This window comes from Bradyrhizobium sp. WYCCWR 13022, assembly GCF_030435535.1.
In the GTDB taxonomy this organism is placed as follows: domain Bacteria; phylum Pseudomonadota; class Alphaproteobacteria; order Rhizobiales; family Xanthobacteraceae; genus Bradyrhizobium.
In genome coordinates, this window is the sequence record NZ_JAUIZJ010000018.1 from 89,906 (window position 1) to 106,866 (window position 16,961).

Genomic DNA, 16,961 nt, shown 5'->3' on the forward strand with positions numbered 1-16,961 from the left:
AGCCACGGCTTCGATAGCGCAACAAGTCCTTTTCTGACGACCTGCAAGCCATTGATTTCACTAGGGCAGCCGGTCCATATTTGCGCGATCCGCAACACTTGCAACAGGGCCAGAGGCATGAGCGTCGACATCGGTGGACGGCTGCGATTCATCCGGGCGCGCCAGAAGCTGTCGCAGCGCGAGCTCGCCAAGCGCGCCGGCGTCACCAATTCGACGATCTCGCTGATCGAGTCCAACCAGATGAACCCCTCGGTCGGCGCGCTCAAGCGCATCCTCGACGGCATCCCGATGGGACTAGCCGAGTTCTTCGCGCTGGAGCCCGAGAGCCGCCGCAAGATCTTCTATCGCGCCGAGGAACTCACCGAGGTCGGCAAGAAGCCGATCTCCTATCGGCAGGTCGGCGACAATCTGTTCGGCCGCAGCCTGCAAATCCTGAAGGAGCGCTACGAGCCTGGCAGCGACACAGGTCGCGTGCACCTCGTTCATGACGGCGAGGAAGGCGGCATCGTGATCTCGGGCAAGCTCGAGGTCACGGTCGAGGATGAGCGCCGCATCCTCAATCCTGGCGACGCCTATTATTTCGAGAGCCGGCGCCCGCATCGCTTCCGCTGCGTCGGCGGCAAGCCATGCGAAGTGATCTCGGCCTGCACCCCACCGACATTCTGAAGCGCGATCGCTTTATCCGGGATCTTACGGAGCCACCGGTATCTTACGGTGCTTGAGGTATCTCAATTTCCGCGCGGCAGTCTTCTATATGTTGCGAGCAATAGTCTAGCCGAGAGACGTTCCCGCACTGCTTCACAACCGGGCTCGCAGATGAAGATCACGCTCGCCAATGCAGAGGCTGCGCTCGATGAAGTGCAGCGCGACACCGACAAGCTCCATTCGCAGGAGCTTCGCAAGGCGATTGCCGAACACATCGAGACGCAGCGAGAGGCGATCAAGGCCCTCCGCAAGAAGCTGCATTGACGACGCGCGGCGGAGCGAGAAGATCTCACCCCGCCTTATGTCTCAAAGCTGCGTCAGCAACTCCTCGATCCGGATCGGGAAGCGCCGCACCCGCACGCCGGTCGCATGCCAGACGGCATTGGCGACCGCTCCCGCGCTGCCGGTAATGCCGATCTCGCCGACGCCCTTGATGCCGAGCGCGTTCACATGGGGATCATGCTCCTCGACCGTGATGACGTCGAGCGGCGGCACGTCGGCATTCACGGGGATGTGGTACTCGCCGAGATTGGCATTCATGATCCGCCCGCTGCGGCGGTCGGTGATGGCCTCCTCATGCAGGGCGAACGACAGGCCCCAGATCATGCCGCCGAACAGTTGGCTCTTCACCAGATGCGGATTGACGATGCGCCCGGCGGCGAAGGCGCCGACCATGCGGGTGACGCGGATCTGACCGAGCTCGGGATCGACCTTCACCTCCGCGAACACCGCGCCATGAGCGTGCATGGCATATTCTTCCATCGCCGCCGGGTTTGGTGCGCCTGCGCCGCGCGCCTCGACCTCCGCAACGCCGGCACGTGCGAGGATCTCGCTGTAGCTCTCGCTGCGGCTCTCGTCGTCACGACGAATCAGGCGACCATCGCGCGCGATCACTCCGGCATTGCCGGCACCGAACAGCGGCGAGCGCTCGTCCTTGGTGGCGAGGTCGGCGAGCTTGGCGATGACGGCCGCGCCGGCGCTGTGGATCGCAGCACCCGCGGTCGCGGTATGCGCCGAGCCTCCGGCAATGCCGGCATCGGGCAGGTCGGACGTGCCGGCCTTGAACTCGACGCGTTCGATATCGAGGCCGACAGCATCGGCTGCGATCTGGGCAAGCGCCGTCCACGCGCCCTGTCCCATGTCATGCGCACCGATCTCCATCGCACCGGTGCCGTCACGGCGGATCGCCGCGCGCGCTTCAGCCTGGAACATGAGCGCGGGGAACGTCGCGGTGCCCATTCCCCAGCCGACCAGCAGTCCGGCGTCATCGCGCATCTGTCGCGGCTGAAGCGCGCGCTTCGCCCAGCCGAAACGCGCTGCGCCCTGTTCGTAGCAGGCGCGCAACGCCTTCGAGGAGAACGGCTTTCCCGTGATCGGCTCGACCTCGGCATAGTTTTTCAGGCGGAAGGCCAGCGGATCCATGCCGCATGCCCAGGCCATCTCGTCGATCGCGCTCTCCAGCGCAATCGATCCGGTCGCCTCGCCCGGCGCGCGCATGAACAGCGGCGTGCCGGTGTTGACGCGCACGGCGTCATGCGAGGTGCGGATCGCTGGCGCGGCATAAAGCGTGTGCGAGGCATCGGCCGCGGGCTCGTAGAAATCGTCGAACGTGCTCGACACGGTCCTCGCATGATGATCGAGCGCGGTCAGACGCCCTTCAGCGTCGGCACCAATGCGCAGGCGCTGACGCGTCGGCGCACGATGGCCGACCGGGCCATACATCTGCTCACGGCGCAGCACGAGCTTGACCGGCTTGCCGACCAGCTTTGCCGCCATGATGCCGAGCACCTGAGGGCCGGCCATCAGTCCTTTCGAGCCGAAGCCGCCACCGAGGAACGGGCTGCGGATATGGATCTTATCGTGCGCGATGCCGAACAACTCGGCGACGCGAGCAAGGGAGAGCATCAATCCCTGGGTCGGCATATCGATCTGAAGACTGTCGCCGTTCCAGTGAGCGACGATGGCATGCGGCTCCATCGCGTTGTGATATTGCGCCGGCGTCTCGTAAATCGAGTCGATCTGCTTGTCGGCTGAAGCAAGGCCAGCCGCGACATCGCCAACGTGATTTTCGGACGGGTTTCCGACACCGACGACCGGCGGCACGTAACTCTTGCCGGCATCGAGACCGACCAGCGCCGGCTGAGTTTCATAGCGCGGCGCCAGCAGCACTGCGCCTTCCGTCGCCGCCTCGAGCGTCTCGGCAATCACGACGGCGATCGGCTGGTTGGCGTAGCGGACCTCGTTGCTCTGCAGCACCTCCATCCGGAACACGAAGGGATTCGTCTTGATTTCAGGATCGGTCGCAAGCTGCGGCTTGTGATCCGTCGTCATGACGTCGACGACGCCGGGATGCCGCCTGGCAGCGGCGACATCGAGCGAGGTGACGCGGCCATGCGCGACGCTGGACACCGCCATCACCGCGAACAGCATGCCGGGTGGATGATTGTCGGCGGCGTAGGTCGCCTGCCCCCTGACCTTGAGCACACCGTCGCGGCGGGTGAGCGGCTGGCCGATGCTGGAGCCGTGGCGGAGATGGGCGGGTGCGCTGGTGAGATTGAGCTCAGGCATGGATGGCTCCAGACGTCGAAGCAAGGGGAGAGGCCGGCAACGCGGGGATGCGCTCGGGCGTACCGGCAGCGGCAAGGGCCAGCGCGCGCGCGACGATGCGGCGGGCGAGCTCGATCTTGTAGGCGTTGTCGCCGGACGGTTTTGCGTCGGCGAGCGCACGCCAGGCAGCTTCCTGGAAGGCGTCGGCCGTGGGTGCGACGCCTTTCAGAACATCCTCCGCGGAGCGGGCACGCCAGGGCTTTGCGGCGACGCCGCCAAGCGCAAGCCGCGCTTCCGCGATCTTGCCGTTCTCGATCCGCAGCGCTGCAGCGGCCGAGACGATCGCGAACGCGTAGGACGTGCGCTCGCGGACCTTGAGATAGCGCGCATGCGCGGCAAAGCTGCGCGCCGCGGGTGGCAGCCGCACCGCGACGATGAGGTCGCCGGGCTCGAGCGCAGATTCGCGCTCGGGCGTATTGCCGGGCAGACGATGCAGTTCGTCGAGCGCAATCTCACGACGGCCATTCTTGCCTTCGATCTCGACGATGGCGTCGAGTGCGACCAGCGGCACGCAGAAGTCGGACGGGTGCGTCGCGATGCAGCTCTCGCTCCAGCCGAGCACGGCATGCGACCGGTTCTCGCCCGCGCGGGCATCGCAGCCGGTGCCGGCCTCGCGCTTGTTGCAGCGGCTGGCGGTGTCGTAGAAATACGCGCAACGCGTACGTTGCAGCAGATTGCCGCCGACAGTCGCGGCGTTGCGCAATTGCGCGGAAGCACCCGAGAGCAGCGCTTCGGCAACTGCCGGATAGGTCTTCGCGAACTCCACGTCATGCGCGAGATCGGCATTGCTGACGAGCGCGCCGATACGCAACGCCCCATCGGCGAGGCGCTCGATTCTGTCGAGTCCCTCGAGATGCGTGAGGTCGACCAACCGATCCGGCCGGCTGACATTGCCTTTCATCAGGTCAAGCAGATTGGTGCCGGCGGCAAGGTAAGTCGCGCCCGGTTGGGCGGCGGCAGCAACGGCCTCGACGACCGTGGCGGGCCTGACATAATCGAACTGTTTCATGCGGAACGCCTCTGGTTGGATTCGTCGGCACCGGCCTGCGCCTCCAGCACGGCATCGACGATGCCGGCATAGGCGCCGCAACGGCAGAGATTGCCGCTCATGCATTCGCGGATACGTTCGGGATCGTTGCCGGCCTGGGCTTCCTGCATCATGCCGATCGCGCTCATGATCTGGCCGGGGGTGCAGAAGCCGCACTGGAAGCCGTCATGGGCGATGAAGGCGGCCTGCACGGGATGAAGCTGGTCGCCTCGCGCGATGCCTTCGATGGTGAGAATGTCGGCGCCGTCATGGCTGATGGCGAGCGCGAGGCAGGAATTGATGCGCTTACCGTCGACGAGAATGGTGCAGGCACCGCACTGGCCGCGGTCACAACCTTTCTTGGTTCCGGTGAGATGGAGGCGCTCACGCAGGAGATCGAGCAGCGTGACGCGGGGATCGTCGAGGACGAAGTCGCGCCGTGCACCGTTCACGGTGAGGCTGATGGAGTGGTTCATAAATGGCTCCGATCAGATGTGGACATGGCTCATCGCCCGGCGCGCCACCGCCGTGGCCGCCGCCGATATCGCATCGCCCCGGAGATGTTCCGGGCCGACACCCGCGAAGATACGGAGGCACCCTCCGCTTAACAAGGGCCGCCGAAAAATATTTGGAATTCGTCAAAAGCCCGTGCGCGGACAACGCGATGCAGCCACACAAGGGTTCAATCTAACTAATTCGTGATCTACATTGCCTGAATGGACGACCATTCCGACCAGGCCAGAAAACCCCGCGCCGATGCCGTGCGAAATCGCGAGCGCGTGCTCGAGGCGGCCAAGGTCGTGTTCAACGCGGGCGGCCCGGAGGCAAGCCTGGAGGCCGTTGCCAAACGCGCGGGCGTCGGCATCGGCACGCTTTACCGACATTTTCCGACGCGCGAGGATCTGTTCGAGGCGGTGTACCGTCGCGAGGTCGAGCAGCTCAGCGAGCTCGCCGAGCAGTTGAAGAATGCCAAGGACCCGGTCGATGCGCTCAGGCGCTGGCTGCACTCAGGTGTCGAATTCGTCGCCACCAAGAAAGGCATGGTGGCAGCCCTGGCACTCGCGGTGCAGAGCGGGTCCGAGCTGCACGCCTTTTCCTTCGAGCGCCTGACCAAGGCGATCGGCTCGCTGCTCGATCGTGCAGCCGCGGCGGGCGTGATGCGCGCCGACGTCAGTCCCGAGGACTTGCTGCGCGCGTTCTTCGGCATGTGCTACATGCACGATCAGCCAGGCTGGCAATCCTCGGTGCTGCGGATGCTCGACGTGTTCGTGGACGGATTGCGCGTGCAGCCCGTCGCAAAGGCCAAGACGCGTACGGCCAAGCCAGCGAAGGCAGCAGTGAAACGGACGCGATAGCTCGCCCGTAATTGCCAATGGTCGTGCTAGAATCAGCATCGCCGGCATATCAACGCGGAGCCTGTCATGCGCATCGCAACCTTGGTCGTCGCAATCGCTATCGCCCTTAGCCCCCTCGCCGCACGCGCCGACGATGTCTCGGCCGCACAGGACGCGATCCGTGCGCAGGAGCAGGCCTTCGTCCATGACGACGCCACGGCCGCCTACTCCTACGCAGCACCGGCTATCCAGCAGATCTTCCCCGCACCCGAGATCTTCATGTCGATGGTACAGAACGGCTACGCGCCGGTCTACCGCCACAAGAGCTTCGAGTTCGGCGACAGCAAGATCGAAGGCAGCTCGATTGCCCAGCGCGTTCACATCATCGATGCCAATGGCGAAGCCTGGGAAGCGCTCTACACGCTCGAGCAGCAGGCGGACGGAAGTTACAAGATCACCGGCTGCTCGCTGCTGAAGGCGGGACAGGCGGTTTAGGTTGCGAAGTTCGGCCCTGTCTTGGCCGAATTCATCCGCGAGCGGATCAGCAGCGTCAAGACGATGCCGACATTGAGGGCATTCCACGCCACGCCATTGGCGAACGCTGCGGCATAGGAGCCGGTAGCGTCGAAGATGATGCCGGACACCCAGCCCCCGAAGGACATGCCGAATACCGAGGCGAAGATCACGATGCCGACGCGGGTTGCGGCTTCGCTCGCCGGCATCGCCTCGCGGACGATGATCGCGTAGCTCGGCACGATGCCGCCCTGGAACAGGCCGAACATCGCCGAGATCAGATACAACGACGTGAGGCTGTCGAAGAACAGGTAGAACACAAGCGCAAAGCCTTGTGCCAGCGACCCGAGCAGCAGCGTGCGAATGCCGCCGATCTTGTCGGCGAGATAACCCGAGCCAATACGGCTGAGGATGCCGCAAGCCATCATCAGCGACAGCATTTCGGCACCGCGCGCCACGCCATAGCCGAGATCGCCGCAATAGGCGACGATATGCACCTGCGGCATCGCCATGGCGACGCAACAGGAAATGCTGGCGATCGAGAGCAACACCGTCAGCGCGTTGGTCGAGAGCTTCAGATCCACGCGCGGAGGCGGCGCATTGGCGTGATTGCGGACCTTGTCGTCGCCGATCTGGGAGCGCAGGACCAGCACCAGGATCGACATCAGGCTCGCGCAGACCAGACCGATGCCAATGTGGGTGTAACGCCAGCCAATCGTCTGCATGCCCGAGCTTACGATCGGCGGCCAGATCGTGCCGGCGACGTAGTTGCCGCTCGCGACGATGGTGACGGCCAGCCCGCGATAGCGCTCGAACCAGTGCGAAGCCTCCGCCATCAGCGGGGCGAAGGTCGCCGAAGTCCCAAGGCCGATCAGAAAGTAGGCTGCCACGAACTGCCAAAGCTGCGTTGACAGTCCCGCGAGCACATTGGCGACGCCGAGGAAGGCAATGCTGATCGCCATCGCCGGCACGATGCCGAACTTGTCTGTGATCTTGCCGGCAATCACGCCGCCCAGCCCAAAGCCGAACATCATGAGCGTGAAGGCAAGCGACACCGCGCCGCGGGTGGCCGCGAATTCGGTCTGCACCACGGGAATCACGACCACGACCGCCCACATCCCCACGGCACCGATCGAGCCGATCACGAGCGCGATGACGAGCCGCACCCAGGCCTGACGGGAATCAGGGGCGAATGAAGGCGGCTTCTGTCCTGGGTGATTTGGCGCGTGCACGGCGCGGACCATGTTCGCGGATCGCCGCGCGGTCAAGCATCGTGCCGCGATATTGGGCATGCGCGGTGCACTGCGGTAAGAAGGAGCTTGGCGAAACCGCGCTTTGCCATTAGTTTGCAATCTGCGTGTGCAACAAGGCCGCGCGGAGCGACTGTCGGGATGTTGTTGCGGATAACGCGATCGATGCGGATCAGGGTGGGGCGCCTCATTGCGCTGGCCTATCTGTTCTGCGTGCTCGCGCCAGCAGCGGCACTTGCCTGGGGTAACGGCCCGGCGCCTTGTCTCGATGATGCGATGCTGGCTGATCTCGTGCCTATCAATCATCAGATTTCGGCTGGTCACATGCATGGGAACGCGACGCACGACCACGCCGCAAGGCATGCAAATCACCAGTCGGCTCAGGACACGTCCGCCCCTCATCATCATGACGGCAAGGGCAAGGTTGGCCCGTGCTGCGCGATGATGTGCATTAGCGCGCTGCCAGCGGATCTTCCTGACGTCGCAAAGCCGCTTCAGCCGGTTTCCGCTTGCGCGCCTGAAATCGTGGTGAGCCTGCACAGCGCAGCGCCGCCCCTGCACTACCGCCCTCCCATCACCTGATCTGACACGCGACGACGTCAGGCCGAGCGCGCATTCCGGCGCGCACGAACCTGTGGTCTCCAGACAGATCAGGGATTGCTCATGCTTACGCTTCTCGGGGCGAAGTCCGCCGCCGCATTCGCGGCGCGTGGAGGACACTTTCGATTCCATTGGCCGCTGCTGGCCGCAGCCACGTTAGCTCTTTCCAGCTGTATGCCGGCAACGATGTCAGTTGCCACCACCGCCGACCCGGCCGATCCCACGGCGAAGGTCGCGCGCGTCGGCTATCGCTCTGCGGTCGCGCCCTATACGAGCCTGCGGCCCGCAGCGCCGATGCCATGGCGCGAGCGCAACGACGCCGTGACACCGCAGCCAAAGCAAGACCGGTAGGAACGCGCCATGATACATCATACGGCGCGGGGCCTGCTCGTTTTCGCCGCACTCGGCCTCTCCGGCTGCACCGCGTTCTCGCCCGACGGCGGCATGACAACGGTCTCGGAGCTGACAAGCCAGACCATCAAGAAGGACGTCGCCTTCGTACGCACGCCCGAGGTAGCTGGCGCCGTCGACGCGCGCGTGCGCCAGTTACTGTCGCGGACGCTCACCGCAGAGACTGCCGTGCAGATCGCGCTGCTCAACAACAAGGGGCTGCAAGCTGCCTATAACGAGCTCGCGCTGGCCGAGACCGATCTTGTCGAGCAGAGCCTGCCGGCCAATCCCGTCTTCTCGATCTCGCGGATCTCGGGCAATGGCGCCAGCGAAATCGAGCGCCAGGTCGTCGGCGACATCCTGGCGCTGGCCACCCTGCCGTTCCGATCCGAGATCGCGCGTGATCGCTTTCGCCAGGCGCAATTGCGCGCGGCGCTCGCGACGTTGCGGCTCGCCGCCGATGTGCGGCGTGCCTACATCCGCGCGGTCGCCGGCAACGAGATGGTCGCTCTGCTGACGGATGCGAAGGCGACGGCGGAATCGACCGCCCAGCTCGCGGTCAAGCTCGGCGAGACCGGCTCGGTCAACAAGCTCGACCAGGCCCGCGAGCAGGTGTTTTACGCCGAGACCACGGCCGACCTCGCCACTGCGCGCCAGGCAACGACCAGCGCGCGCGAAAAGCTGGCGCGGCTGATGGGACTGTGGGACGACGGTCTCGATTTCCGCCTGCCCAATGCACTGCCGTCGCTGCCGCGCCGGCCGCAGGCCCTGCCCTCGATCGAGGCCGATGCGGTCGCCCATCGCATCGACTTGCAGATCGCGCGGCTGGAACTCGCCGCGCTGGCGAAGTCATTGAATCTGACTGAAGCAACGCGCTTCGTCACGCTGCTCGATCTCGCCGGCATCTCCCGCCGGACCCAGGATCCCGAAGGCGCTCCCTTCCGCGAGCGCGGTTTCGACGTGCAATTCCAGATCCCGATCTTCGACGGCGGCGAGGTGCGAGTGCGGCAAGCCGCGGAGACCTACAATCTCGCCTTCAACCGCCTCACCGAGCGCGCGGTCAACATCCGCTCCGAAGCTCGCGATGCTTATCGGGTCTATCGCTCCACCTACGACATCGCGGGCCACTATCAGCGCGAGATCCTGCCGCTGCGCAAGATCATCACCGAGGAGATGCAGTTGCGCTTCTCCAGCATGCAGGTCGACATCTTCGCGCTCCTGACCGAGGCGCGGCAGCGCCTTGCCTCGTTGCGCGGCGCGATCGACGCCAGGCAAAACTTCTTCCTCGCCCAATCCGACTTGCAGACCGCCGTCAATGGCGGCGGCTCACTTGCGGGTGCGGGCGACACTTCAACCACCATCGCCGCGGCAGCGCCTGCCGAGGGCGGTCACTGACATGGAGGCCAGCATGTTTTCCCGCCGAGGATTTTTGGGCACGGCCGCACTTGCCAGCGCGTCAGCCGTCAGCGGCCGCGTCCAGGCGGCAGCGCTTCCGGAAGCCGTCCATATGGACAAGGCCGTGATGCAGCCGCCATTGCATCCCGCCAGCGGTCCGGACTATCGCCCCGTCGTTACCTTGAACGGCTGGACACTGCCGTTCCGCATGAACGGCGACTGGAAGGAATTTCATCTCGTCGCCGAACCCGTGGTGCGCGAATTCGCCGAGGGCATGAAGGTCAATCTCTGGGGCTATAACGGCCAATCGCCGGGACCGACCATCGAGGCCGTCGAAGGCGACAAGGTCCGCATCTTCGTCACCAACAGATTGCCCGAATACACCACCGTGCACTGGCACGGCATGATCGTCCCGAGCGGCATGGACGGCGTCGGCGGCTTGACCCAGCCGCACATCCAGCCCGGCAAGACCTTCGTCTACGAGTTCGAGATGAAGAAGAGCGGGACCTTCATGTACCACCCGCACTCCGACGAGATGGTGCAGATGGCGATGGGCATGATGGGCATGGTCGTCGTGCACCCGCGCGATCAAAGCTTCCGGCCCGTCGACCGCGACTTCGTCTTCGTGATGAGCACCTATCGCGTCGATCCCGGCACGTATTTGCCGCGCGTCAACGAGATGACCGATTTCAACATGTGGACCTGGAATGCACGGGTGTTTCCCGGCATCGACCCGCTGCCGGTGCGGCTCGGCGACAAAGTGCGCGTGCGCATCGGCAATCTCAGCATGACCAACCATCCGATCCATCTGCACGGTCACAGCTTTGCCGTGACCTGCACGGACGGCGGCTGGATTCCCGAGAGCGCGCAGTACCCGGAGACGACCACCGACGTGCCCGTCGGCGCGGTGCGCGTGTTCGACGTGCTCGCCGACAATCCCGGCGACTGGGCGTTTCACTGCCACAAATCGCATCACACCATGAATGCGATGGGGCACGACATGCGCAACATGATCGGCGTCTCGCGCAAGGATCTCGCCAAGGCCGTTGGCAAGCTCGCGCCGGACGCCATGGTGATGGGGCAATCAGGCATGGCGATGGGCAACATGGAGATGCCTGCCCCCGACAACACGCTGCCGATGATGTCGGGCGCGGGCCAGTTCGGCCCGATCGAGATGGGCGGCATGTTCACGGTGATGAAGATTCGCGAAAACCTCGCGCGCGGCGATTATCGCGATCCCGGCCCCTACCAATTCCCGCAAGGCACCGTCGCCTATGAGGTCGCCTCGCCGTCGGCGGAGCCGGCGCGGCAACCGGGCACGCCGGCGCGCAGGATGAAGATGTGAGCGTTTCGATGAAGCACCAACCGGAGAACACAATGAAGACGACGATCAAACTCGCGCTTGCGCTTGCAGCGCTCTCGACGGCACCCGCGCTCGCGCACGAGGGTCACGGCCATCACGGTTTCTCGGCGGGCGAGCCCGGCGATCCCGGCAAGCCCGCGCGCATCGTCGAGATCGCAATGAGCGAGATGTCCTACGAGCCATCGAACATCAAGGTGAAGCGCGGCGAGCAGATCCGCTTCGTGCTGCACAACGTCGGCAAGGAGGACCACGAATTCCTGCTCGCCACCACGAAGGAGAATCTCGCGCATGCCGAGGTGATGAAGAAGCACCCGCATATGGAGCACGACGATCCGAACGGGGTGCGGCTGGCGCCGAACAAGACGGCCGAGATCGTCTGGAAGTTCAGCAAGGCCGGCACGTTCGAATTCTCCTGCCTGATCCCCGACCATCGCGACTACGGCATGGTCGGCCACGTCACCGTGAAATGAGCAAGTGGAGACACATATGAAGCCGATCATCCGCATCGCCGCGGCGCTCGCGCTGACGCTGGGCTTGACCGTGAGCGCGCTCGCGCAAGGCGCCTCCATCAGCGGCGAGGTCAAGAAGATCGACGAGGGCGCCGGCAAGATCACCCTCAAGCATGGCCCGGCCAAGAGCCTCGGCATGGACGAACCCATGACCATGGTCTACCGCGTCAAGGACCCCGCCATGCTCAAGCAGGTTAAGGTTGGCGACAAGGTGACGTTCGAGGCCGAGGAGGCTCCGTCGGGGTATACCGTCACCAAGATGCAGAAGGCGAAATAGGGTCGGCCTTCTCCTCAGCGGTCATTCCGGGGCGATGCGAAGCATCGAGCCCGGAATCTCGAGGTTCCGGGCTCGGCTCTGCGAGCCCGCCCCGGAACCACAGCCCAAATCGCCCCCTGCAAACACCCCTCCGTTAACCCTTTGCTAACCATACACCCGGCAAGAATTGCCGGGTGAAGTCGAGTGTCGTCAGCCGCGTAGAACGGGAGCTCCCGTGGACGCCAGTGCGGTGCCTCACTTTCGGAACGGCGGCCCATCGGCCGCCGCGCAGGCGTTTGGGGCGCGCGGACGGCAGTCGCGCGGGGGGACAGCTACAATGGTCGACGTCACCGCGGGACAGGGCGTAGGCGCAGCCAAGCCGGGGATCCCCTCGCTCTCCGAAATCGTCACAATCCTCAAGCGTGGCGACATCGCGCTGGCGCTCGGCATCCTCACCATCCTGGTGGTGCTGATCCTGCCGCTGCCCGCGATCGTGCTCGACCTGTTCCTGGCAATCTCGATCACGCTCTCGATCCTGATCCTGATGACCTCGCTGTTCATCCAGGCGCCGCTGGAATTCTCCGCCTTCCCGACCATCCTGCTGATATCGACCATGCTGCGGCTGTCGCTCAACATGGCCTCGACCCGCCTGATCCTGTCGCACGGGCACGAGGGCACGGATGCGGCCGGTCACGTCATCGAGGCGTTCGGCAGCTTCGTGATGGGCGGTAATTTCGTCATCGGCATCATCGTCTTCGCCATCCTGATCATCGTCAATTTCGTCGTCATCACCAAGGGTTCGGGCCGTATCGCCGAAGTCGCCGCCCGCTTCCACCTCGACGCCATGCCCGGCAAGCAGATGGCGATCGACGCCGACCTCTCGGCCGGCCTGATCGACGAGAAGGTCGCCAAGGAGCGCCGCAAGGCGCTGGAGGACGAGAGCGGCTTCTTCGGCGCCATGGACGGTGCCTCCAAATTCGTCCGGGGCGACGCCATCGCGGGCCTGCTGATCGTCTTCATCAACGTCGTCGGCGGCATGATCATCGGCGTCGCGCAGCAGGGCCTGTCCTTTGCGGATGCCGGCCGCAGCTACACGCTGCTGACGGTCGGCGACGGCCTCGTCACCCAGGTGCCGGCGCTGATCGTCTCGACCGCGGCCGGCCTGCTCGTCTCCAAGGCCGGCGTCTCCGGCGCCGCCGACAAGGCGCTGATGAAGCAGTTCTCCGGCTATCCGCAGGCCCTCGCAATGTCCTCGGCGGTCATGCTGGTGCTGGCGGCGCTCCCGGGTATTCCGACCATTCCCTTCCTCGCACTCGGCGCCGGCGCCGGCGCGCTGGCCTGGCAGGCCCGCAAGCACAAGCGTACTGCCGTCAAGGCCGAGGAAGCCGCCAAGGCCACGCCCGCTGGCGGTCAGCCCGGCGCGCCGGGCGCCGCGGCCGCGGAGGAGCCGATCTCGGCAGCGCTGAAGATCGACGACCTCAAGATCGAGCTCGGCTATGCGCTGCTGCCGCTCGTCAACGGCCCCGACGGCACCGACCGCCTCACCGAGCAGATCAAGGCGCTGCGCCGCTCGCTGGCGATCGAGATGGGCTTCGTGATGCCGGCGGTGCGCATTCTCGACAACGTCCAGCTCGAGGCCAACACCTACATCATCAAGATCAAGGAGGTCGACGCCGGCACCGGCAAGATCTGGCCGAACCAGTTCATGGTCATGGACCCCGGCGGCAGCCAGGTGCAGGTGCCCGGTATCCACACCACCGAACCGACCTTCGGCCTGCCCGCGACCTGGGTCGATGCCAGCCTCAAGGAGGAGGCGTCGCTCAAGGGCTACACCGTCGTCGACGCCGCAACCGTGCTCTCGACCCACCTCACCGAGCTGCTCAAGGCCAACATGTCGGACCTGCTCTCCTATGGCGAGGTGCAGAAGCTGCTCAAGGAGCTGCCGAAGGAGCAGAGCGAGCTGGTCAAGGACATCGTGCCCGGACAGGTCACGGTCTCCGGCATCCAGCGCGTGCTCCAGTTGCTGTTGGCCGAGCGCATCTCGATCCGCGATCTCTCGACCATCCTCGAAGGCATCGCCGACTCGCTCGCCTTCTCGCGCAACCCGGCCACGATGGTCGAGCACGTTCGCGCGCGGCTGGCCCGGCAGATCTGTGCGCAAAACACCTCCTATGCCGGCTATCTGCCGCTGATCGCGTTGTCGGCGCGCTGGGAGCAGGCCTTTGCCGAATCCATCATCGGCCAGGGCGAGGAGCGGAGCCTGGCGATGCAGCCTTCGAAACTGTCGGAGTTCATGACCGCCGTCCGCGAGGCCTTCGAGCGCGCCGCCCGCGAAGGCGAGGCGCCGGTGCTGGTGACCTCTGCGGCAATTCGTCCCTTCGTCCGGTCCCTGGTCGAACGATTCCGCGCCCAGACGACCGTGTTGTCTCAGGCCGAAATCCATCCCCGGGCCAGGCTGAAAACGGTCGGAAGCATCTGATTTGCCTTAAGAAGCCGTATGTTTTTCGGCCACAGGCAAATGGTTTTTGAGTTCCAGGCGCCCTGTCGACCAAAGGCTGACAAGGCGCCCGACTGGCACATTACGATATTGAAATAATTATAGAATTGAACGATCCAGCCTCGCTCTTGATCGCGATCTTTCACGTCCAATCACGCTCTTGTGATAGCCCCTTGGGAACGAATCCGCCCAATACTAGGTTGTTGGGCACCGGAAGCATGAACCTGCCTGAACAGGCTGGCGACTACTTCGGGTAGGTGGCGGCAGGAGGCTTCCATGAACCACTCGATCTACAGCGCAGATCGCTCGACCCATTTGAAGATTGTGGTCGTGGCCCTCGTCGCAGGGATCGCGGTTGCTGGCTTCGGCATTACGGCCCGCACGGGTTCGGACGACGGCCTCACCCAGACCGCCCGCGTCATCAAGGCCGGCAAGCCGGTTGCGATCACAAGTTCGGACGCATCGCTCGTTCGATAAGGAGATTTTGAGTTTCAGGAATTCACGCGGCTCTTTACCAGCCCCCCAAAGTCGCCACGTGGATATGTAGACGACCCCAACCCCAAGTCGACTACAGAAAGCGCCCGCCCCCCACGGGCGCTTTCTCATGTCTGGGGATCCCTCGCGAGCGCGCACGCATCAAACTCGCCAATCGCTCCTCTGGTGTCGCGGATGCGCTGCAACGCTCTTGCGTCGCTGCCCCGCGTCCGGGGCAAGAGACCTATTTCAACGTTCGACATGGATAATCATCCTCGCGGCTTTATCCGCCCGAGCTTTGCGTTGTCGCCTCACCCTCAAATGAAAGAGGGTGCAGGGAAGACCGGGTGCTGACCTGGCACCCGCGGTCCACTGTGCGAAGGTTGCGCTACAGGAGGCTGCACAGCGGCATACAGGTGAAGCCAAACATCCGGCCTTCCCTGCGCAGTGGTTTGACGGCTTATGTCGCGATCTCCCCGGGGAGCGATGCACTATTGCCCCCGTCGCCCTGCAGATGGCTGATGTGCGCGCCCGGTTGGACATCGCACATCACCGCAAGGCTTGGCGCACAGGCTCCGGGCGCCAGGACCAAACGATTTTGCCGTACGCGGATCACACCGGTCGTGTGCGCGATGGTCTTGCTCACGGTTGCCCGCCCTGCAAAACCCTTCGCGCCGATGAGACCCACGCCCACCACGGCCCGGCCCGCGTCGTGACGATCGCGATACGCCCCTCTTCCAAGGGCCGGGTTGCCGCGACACATACGCCATTTCCGAATTTCGGTAAAGTGGAATATTTTTGGCGAAGTGGATTGCCCCAAGGCTGGGTGTTTTGCCGGTCAGGCAACGCAAGGGCTCGTGGATGAGGCCGACCAGGGGCAGACCCTGTCCCGGAAGCGGCCCTGGCAAAGAAGAAGCCCTTCCCGTGTGTTCGCGTGTCAGGGCTGCAGGAGCGACAGGAGCCTTTGGCGGTCTTGATCGCGCAGGCGCTGGCATTTCCGCAGCCGTTCCAGTTCGTTTTCAGCGCCTGCGGTATTTTGACCGTCCCGTTTCAAGTCGAGAACCAGCCGCTCCTGTTCTGCAAGCTGGCGCTCTCCTGCAACCACGTCGCGTTCTACACGGCTCAACTCATCATAGATCGAGGTTCTGTCCATCGAAGCGCTCCACGTGCTCGATCAACCCGATCCACGTTTCACCGTTCCTTCTCTTTTGCCGTTTTTTCCCAACCGCCTTGACGTCACCGAGAGAAACTCATCGCCGCCGGTTCACGAGCCACAGCGCGCCCGACGATCCCGCGAGCGTCACGACCATGATGAGGACGAGCGCGACGGACATCACGCCCTCTCCCGCGGCCGCCAGCGACGTGCCGCCCCCGCCCACGAGCATCAGGAGTGGGATGGCGACGAGCGGCCCGCCGAACTGCGCGGCAAGGAAGGCGCCGGCAAACGAGACGACGATGTTGACGATCCAGCCGAGCACACCACGCTTCTTCGTCCACGCCTCGTGGACGGCGATCGCCAGTGCGGCGGCAAACGTAGCCGCCGCGATCACCAGCCCGCCACCGACGGCATCCATCGGAATCGCACCGGTCATTTGCAGAACCACGATGCCGATCACGGCAGTCAGCCCGATGATGTATGGCATGAGGTTCGTCCCTGCTGCTCCGTCGGGGTCGACCAATCCGCCGGCACGCTCGCGTCGTGCGCAGGCTCGCCCCGTCTCACGATTAGTTGTTGGGGATGCTTGTCTGGTTCATCCGCAGGCCCGAACGGTCGCCCAAACCAGGGAGTCTGCGTCGGATCACGAACTGCCGATGGCACCCGACTCTGCAGGGTCCTCTCTTTACTCGACGACGGACACACGCGCAGCCACCGGGATTTCCGCCAAGGGACCGTGAACGGACTTCGCGGAAAGCGCGTCGTCCCGCAACATCGCTGCCCCCAAACCCGCGTCGGAATCCAGCTTTCTGAAGCGACGGGTTTGTGGTGTTATCGAACCCGAGCAACGCCGGCAACGCGTGCTCCATTGCGCAAATCATTCAA

At 64.5% G+C, this 16,961-nt stretch carries 18 protein-coding genes; 12 read left to right on the forward strand and 6 right to left on the reverse strand.

What is annotated here, in order from left to right:
* Positions 1-117 precede the first annotated feature (117 nt).
* Together QY049_RS25200 and QY049_RS25205 are read left to right on the forward strand one after the other, a co-directional pair.
* Positions 118-666 (forward strand): cupin domain-containing protein, encoded by a 549-nt coding sequence (locus QY049_RS25200; protein ID WP_011085008.1) that lies wholly within the window; start codon positions 118-120, stop codon positions 664-666.
* 150 nt (positions 667-816) lie between these two features.
* Entirely contained in the window at positions 817-969 is a 153-nt protein-coding gene (locus QY049_RS25205) for a hypothetical protein (protein ID WP_194477581.1), read from the forward strand.
* A gap of 42 nt (positions 970-1,011) precedes the next feature.
* Here the strand turns inward: QY049_RS25205 and QY049_RS25210 are convergent, their stop codons facing one another.
* Genes QY049_RS25210 through QY049_RS25220 form a run of 3 tightly spaced genes read right to left on the reverse strand, consistent with a single transcriptional unit; the run spans position 1,012 to position 4,815 of the window.
* A complete protein-coding gene (locus QY049_RS25210) occupies positions 1,012-3,273 on the reverse strand; it encodes a xanthine dehydrogenase family protein molybdopterin-binding subunit (protein ID WP_258765384.1) in 2,262 nt (753 codons plus the stop codon).
* Positions 3,266-4,321, reverse strand: coding sequence for a xanthine dehydrogenase family protein subunit M (locus QY049_RS25215; protein WP_258765383.1), 1,056 nt, complete (start codon positions 4,319-4,321; stop codon positions 3,266-3,268). Before QY049_RS25215 ends, QY049_RS25210 begins: the two co-directional genes overlap by 8 nt.
* Positions 4,318-4,815 (reverse strand): (2Fe-2S)-binding protein, encoded by a 498-nt coding sequence (locus tag QY049_RS25220; RefSeq protein ID WP_258765382.1) that lies wholly within the window; start codon positions 4,813-4,815, stop codon positions 4,318-4,320. Before QY049_RS25220 ends, QY049_RS25215 begins: the two co-directional genes overlap by 4 nt.
* A 240-nt stretch (positions 4,816-5,055) precedes the next feature.
* Between QY049_RS25220 and QY049_RS25225 the strand changes: the two genes are divergently transcribed.
* Both QY049_RS25225 and QY049_RS25230 read left to right on the forward strand, forming a co-directional pair.
* Positions 5,056-5,694, forward strand: a complete 639-nt coding sequence (locus QY049_RS25225; protein WP_194477585.1) for a TetR/AcrR family transcriptional regulator — start codon at positions 5,056-5,058, stop codon at positions 5,692-5,694.
* A 66-nt stretch (positions 5,695-5,760) separates the two neighbouring features.
* Complete coding sequence (locus QY049_RS25230; RefSeq protein WP_258765381.1) at positions 5,761-6,168, forward strand: DUF4864 domain-containing protein; 408 nt, start codon at positions 5,761-5,763, stop codon at positions 6,166-6,168.
* On the opposite strand, the gene QY049_RS25235 is transcribed toward QY049_RS25230, so the two are convergent.
* Complete coding sequence (locus QY049_RS25235) at positions 6,165-7,430, reverse strand: MFS transporter (protein WP_194477587.1); 1,266 nt, start codon at positions 7,428-7,430, stop codon at positions 6,165-6,167. The two genes, QY049_RS25230 and QY049_RS25235, sit on opposite strands and share 4 nt — an antisense overlap.
* A 75-nt stretch (positions 7,431-7,505) precedes the next feature.
* Between QY049_RS25235 and QY049_RS25240 the strand changes: the two genes are divergently transcribed.
* From QY049_RS25240 to QY049_RS25275, 8 genes are all read left to right on the forward strand, one after another.
* Positions 7,506-8,018: a hypothetical protein gene (locus QY049_RS25240; protein WP_301270081.1), complete on the forward strand. Its 513-nt coding sequence runs from the start codon at positions 7,506-7,508 to the stop codon at positions 8,016-8,018.
* 81 nt (positions 8,019-8,099) lie between these two features.
* On the forward strand, positions 8,100-8,387 hold the full coding sequence (locus tag QY049_RS25245; protein ID WP_194477588.1) for a hypothetical protein: 288 nt from the start codon (positions 8,100-8,102) through the stop codon (positions 8,385-8,387).
* A gap of 9 nt (positions 8,388-8,396) precedes the next feature.
* On the forward strand, positions 8,397-9,821 hold the full coding sequence (locus QY049_RS25250) for a TolC family protein (protein WP_258765380.1): 1,425 nt from the start codon (positions 8,397-8,399) through the stop codon (positions 9,819-9,821).
* Positions 9,822-9,834: 13 nt separating this feature from the next.
* A complete protein-coding gene (locus QY049_RS25255) occupies positions 9,835-11,166 on the forward strand; it encodes a copper oxidase (protein WP_301270082.1) in 1,332 nt (443 codons plus the stop codon).
* 32 nt (positions 11,167-11,198) lie between these two features.
* On the forward strand, positions 11,199-11,654 hold the full coding sequence (locus QY049_RS25260; RefSeq protein ID WP_258765378.1) for a cupredoxin family protein: 456 nt from the start codon (positions 11,199-11,201) through the stop codon (positions 11,652-11,654).
* A 16-nt stretch (positions 11,655-11,670) separates the two neighbouring features.
* Positions 11,671-11,970, forward strand: coding sequence for a copper-binding protein (locus QY049_RS25265; protein ID WP_194477592.1), 300 nt, complete (start codon positions 11,671-11,673; stop codon positions 11,968-11,970).
* Between the two features lie 316 nt (positions 11,971-12,286).
* Complete coding sequence (flhA, locus tag QY049_RS25270; protein ID WP_194477593.1) at positions 12,287-14,428, forward strand: flagellar biosynthesis protein FlhA; 2,142 nt, start codon at positions 12,287-12,289, stop codon at positions 14,426-14,428.
* Positions 14,429-14,722: 294 nt separating this feature from the next.
* Entirely contained in the window at positions 14,723-14,923 is a 201-nt protein-coding gene (locus QY049_RS25275; protein WP_194477594.1) for a hypothetical protein, read from the forward strand.
* Positions 14,924-15,857: 934 nt separating this feature from the next.
* Here QY049_RS25275 and QY049_RS25280 read toward each other — a convergent pair.
* Complete coding sequence (locus QY049_RS25280) at positions 15,858-16,073, reverse strand: hypothetical protein (protein ID WP_258765377.1); 216 nt, start codon at positions 16,071-16,073, stop codon at positions 15,858-15,860.
* A gap of 97 nt (positions 16,074-16,170) precedes the next feature.
* Positions 16,171-16,563, reverse strand: coding sequence for a hypothetical protein (locus QY049_RS25285; RefSeq protein ID WP_194477596.1), 393 nt, complete (start codon positions 16,561-16,563; stop codon positions 16,171-16,173).
* Positions 16,564-16,961 lie beyond the last annotated feature (398 nt).

What these genes read in the sequence shown, in the direction of transcription:
- QY049_RS25200 (WP_011085008.1), top strand. Translation starts at nt 118, where the DNA reads ATGAGCGTCGACATCGGTGGACGGCTGCGATTCATCCGGGCGCGCCAG.
- QY049_RS25205 (WP_194477581.1), top strand. Translation starts at nt 817, where the DNA reads ATGAAGATCACGCTCGCCAATGCAGAGGCTGCGCTCGATGAAGTGCAG.
- QY049_RS25210 (WP_258765384.1), bottom strand. Translation starts at nt 3,273, where the DNA reads ATGCCTGAGCTCAATCTCACCAGCGCACCCGCCCATCTCCGCCACGGC.
- QY049_RS25215 (WP_258765383.1), bottom strand. Translation starts at nt 4,321, where the DNA reads ATGAAACAGTTCGATTATGTCAGGCCCGCCACGGTCGTCGAGGCCGTT.
- QY049_RS25220 (WP_258765382.1), bottom strand. Translation starts at nt 4,815, where the DNA reads ATGAACCACTCCATCAGCCTCACCGTGAACGGTGCACGGCGCGACTTC.
- QY049_RS25225 (WP_194477585.1), top strand. Translation starts at nt 5,056, where the DNA reads ATGGACGACCATTCCGACCAGGCCAGAAAACCCCGCGCCGATGCCGTG.
- QY049_RS25230 (WP_258765381.1), top strand. Translation starts at nt 5,761, where the DNA reads ATGCGCATCGCAACCTTGGTCGTCGCAATCGCTATCGCCCTTAGCCCC.
- QY049_RS25235 (WP_194477587.1), bottom strand. Translation starts at nt 7,430, where the DNA reads ATGGTCCGCGCCGTGCACGCGCCAAATCACCCAGGACAGAAGCCGCCT.
- QY049_RS25245 (WP_194477588.1), top strand. Translation starts at nt 8,100, where the DNA reads ATGCTTACGCTTCTCGGGGCGAAGTCCGCCGCCGCATTCGCGGCGCGT.
- QY049_RS25250 (WP_258765380.1), top strand. Translation starts at nt 8,397, where the DNA reads ATGATACATCATACGGCGCGGGGCCTGCTCGTTTTCGCCGCACTCGGC.
- QY049_RS25255 (WP_301270082.1), top strand. Translation starts at nt 9,835, where the DNA reads ATGTTTTCCCGCCGAGGATTTTTGGGCACGGCCGCACTTGCCAGCGCG.
- QY049_RS25260 (WP_258765378.1), top strand. Translation starts at nt 11,199, where the DNA reads ATGAAGACGACGATCAAACTCGCGCTTGCGCTTGCAGCGCTCTCGACG.
- QY049_RS25265 (WP_194477592.1), top strand. Translation starts at nt 11,671, where the DNA reads ATGAAGCCGATCATCCGCATCGCCGCGGCGCTCGCGCTGACGCTGGGC.
- flhA (WP_194477593.1), top strand. Translation starts at nt 12,287, where the DNA reads ATGGTCGACGTCACCGCGGGACAGGGCGTAGGCGCAGCCAAGCCGGGG.
- QY049_RS25275 (WP_194477594.1), top strand. Translation starts at nt 14,723, where the DNA reads ATGAACCACTCGATCTACAGCGCAGATCGCTCGACCCATTTGAAGATT.
- QY049_RS25280 (WP_258765377.1), bottom strand. Translation starts at nt 16,073, where the DNA reads ATGGACAGAACCTCGATCTATGATGAGTTGAGCCGTGTAGAACGCGAC.
- QY049_RS25285 (WP_194477596.1), bottom strand. Translation starts at nt 16,563, where the DNA reads ATGCCATACATCATCGGGCTGACTGCCGTGATCGGCATCGTGGTTCTG.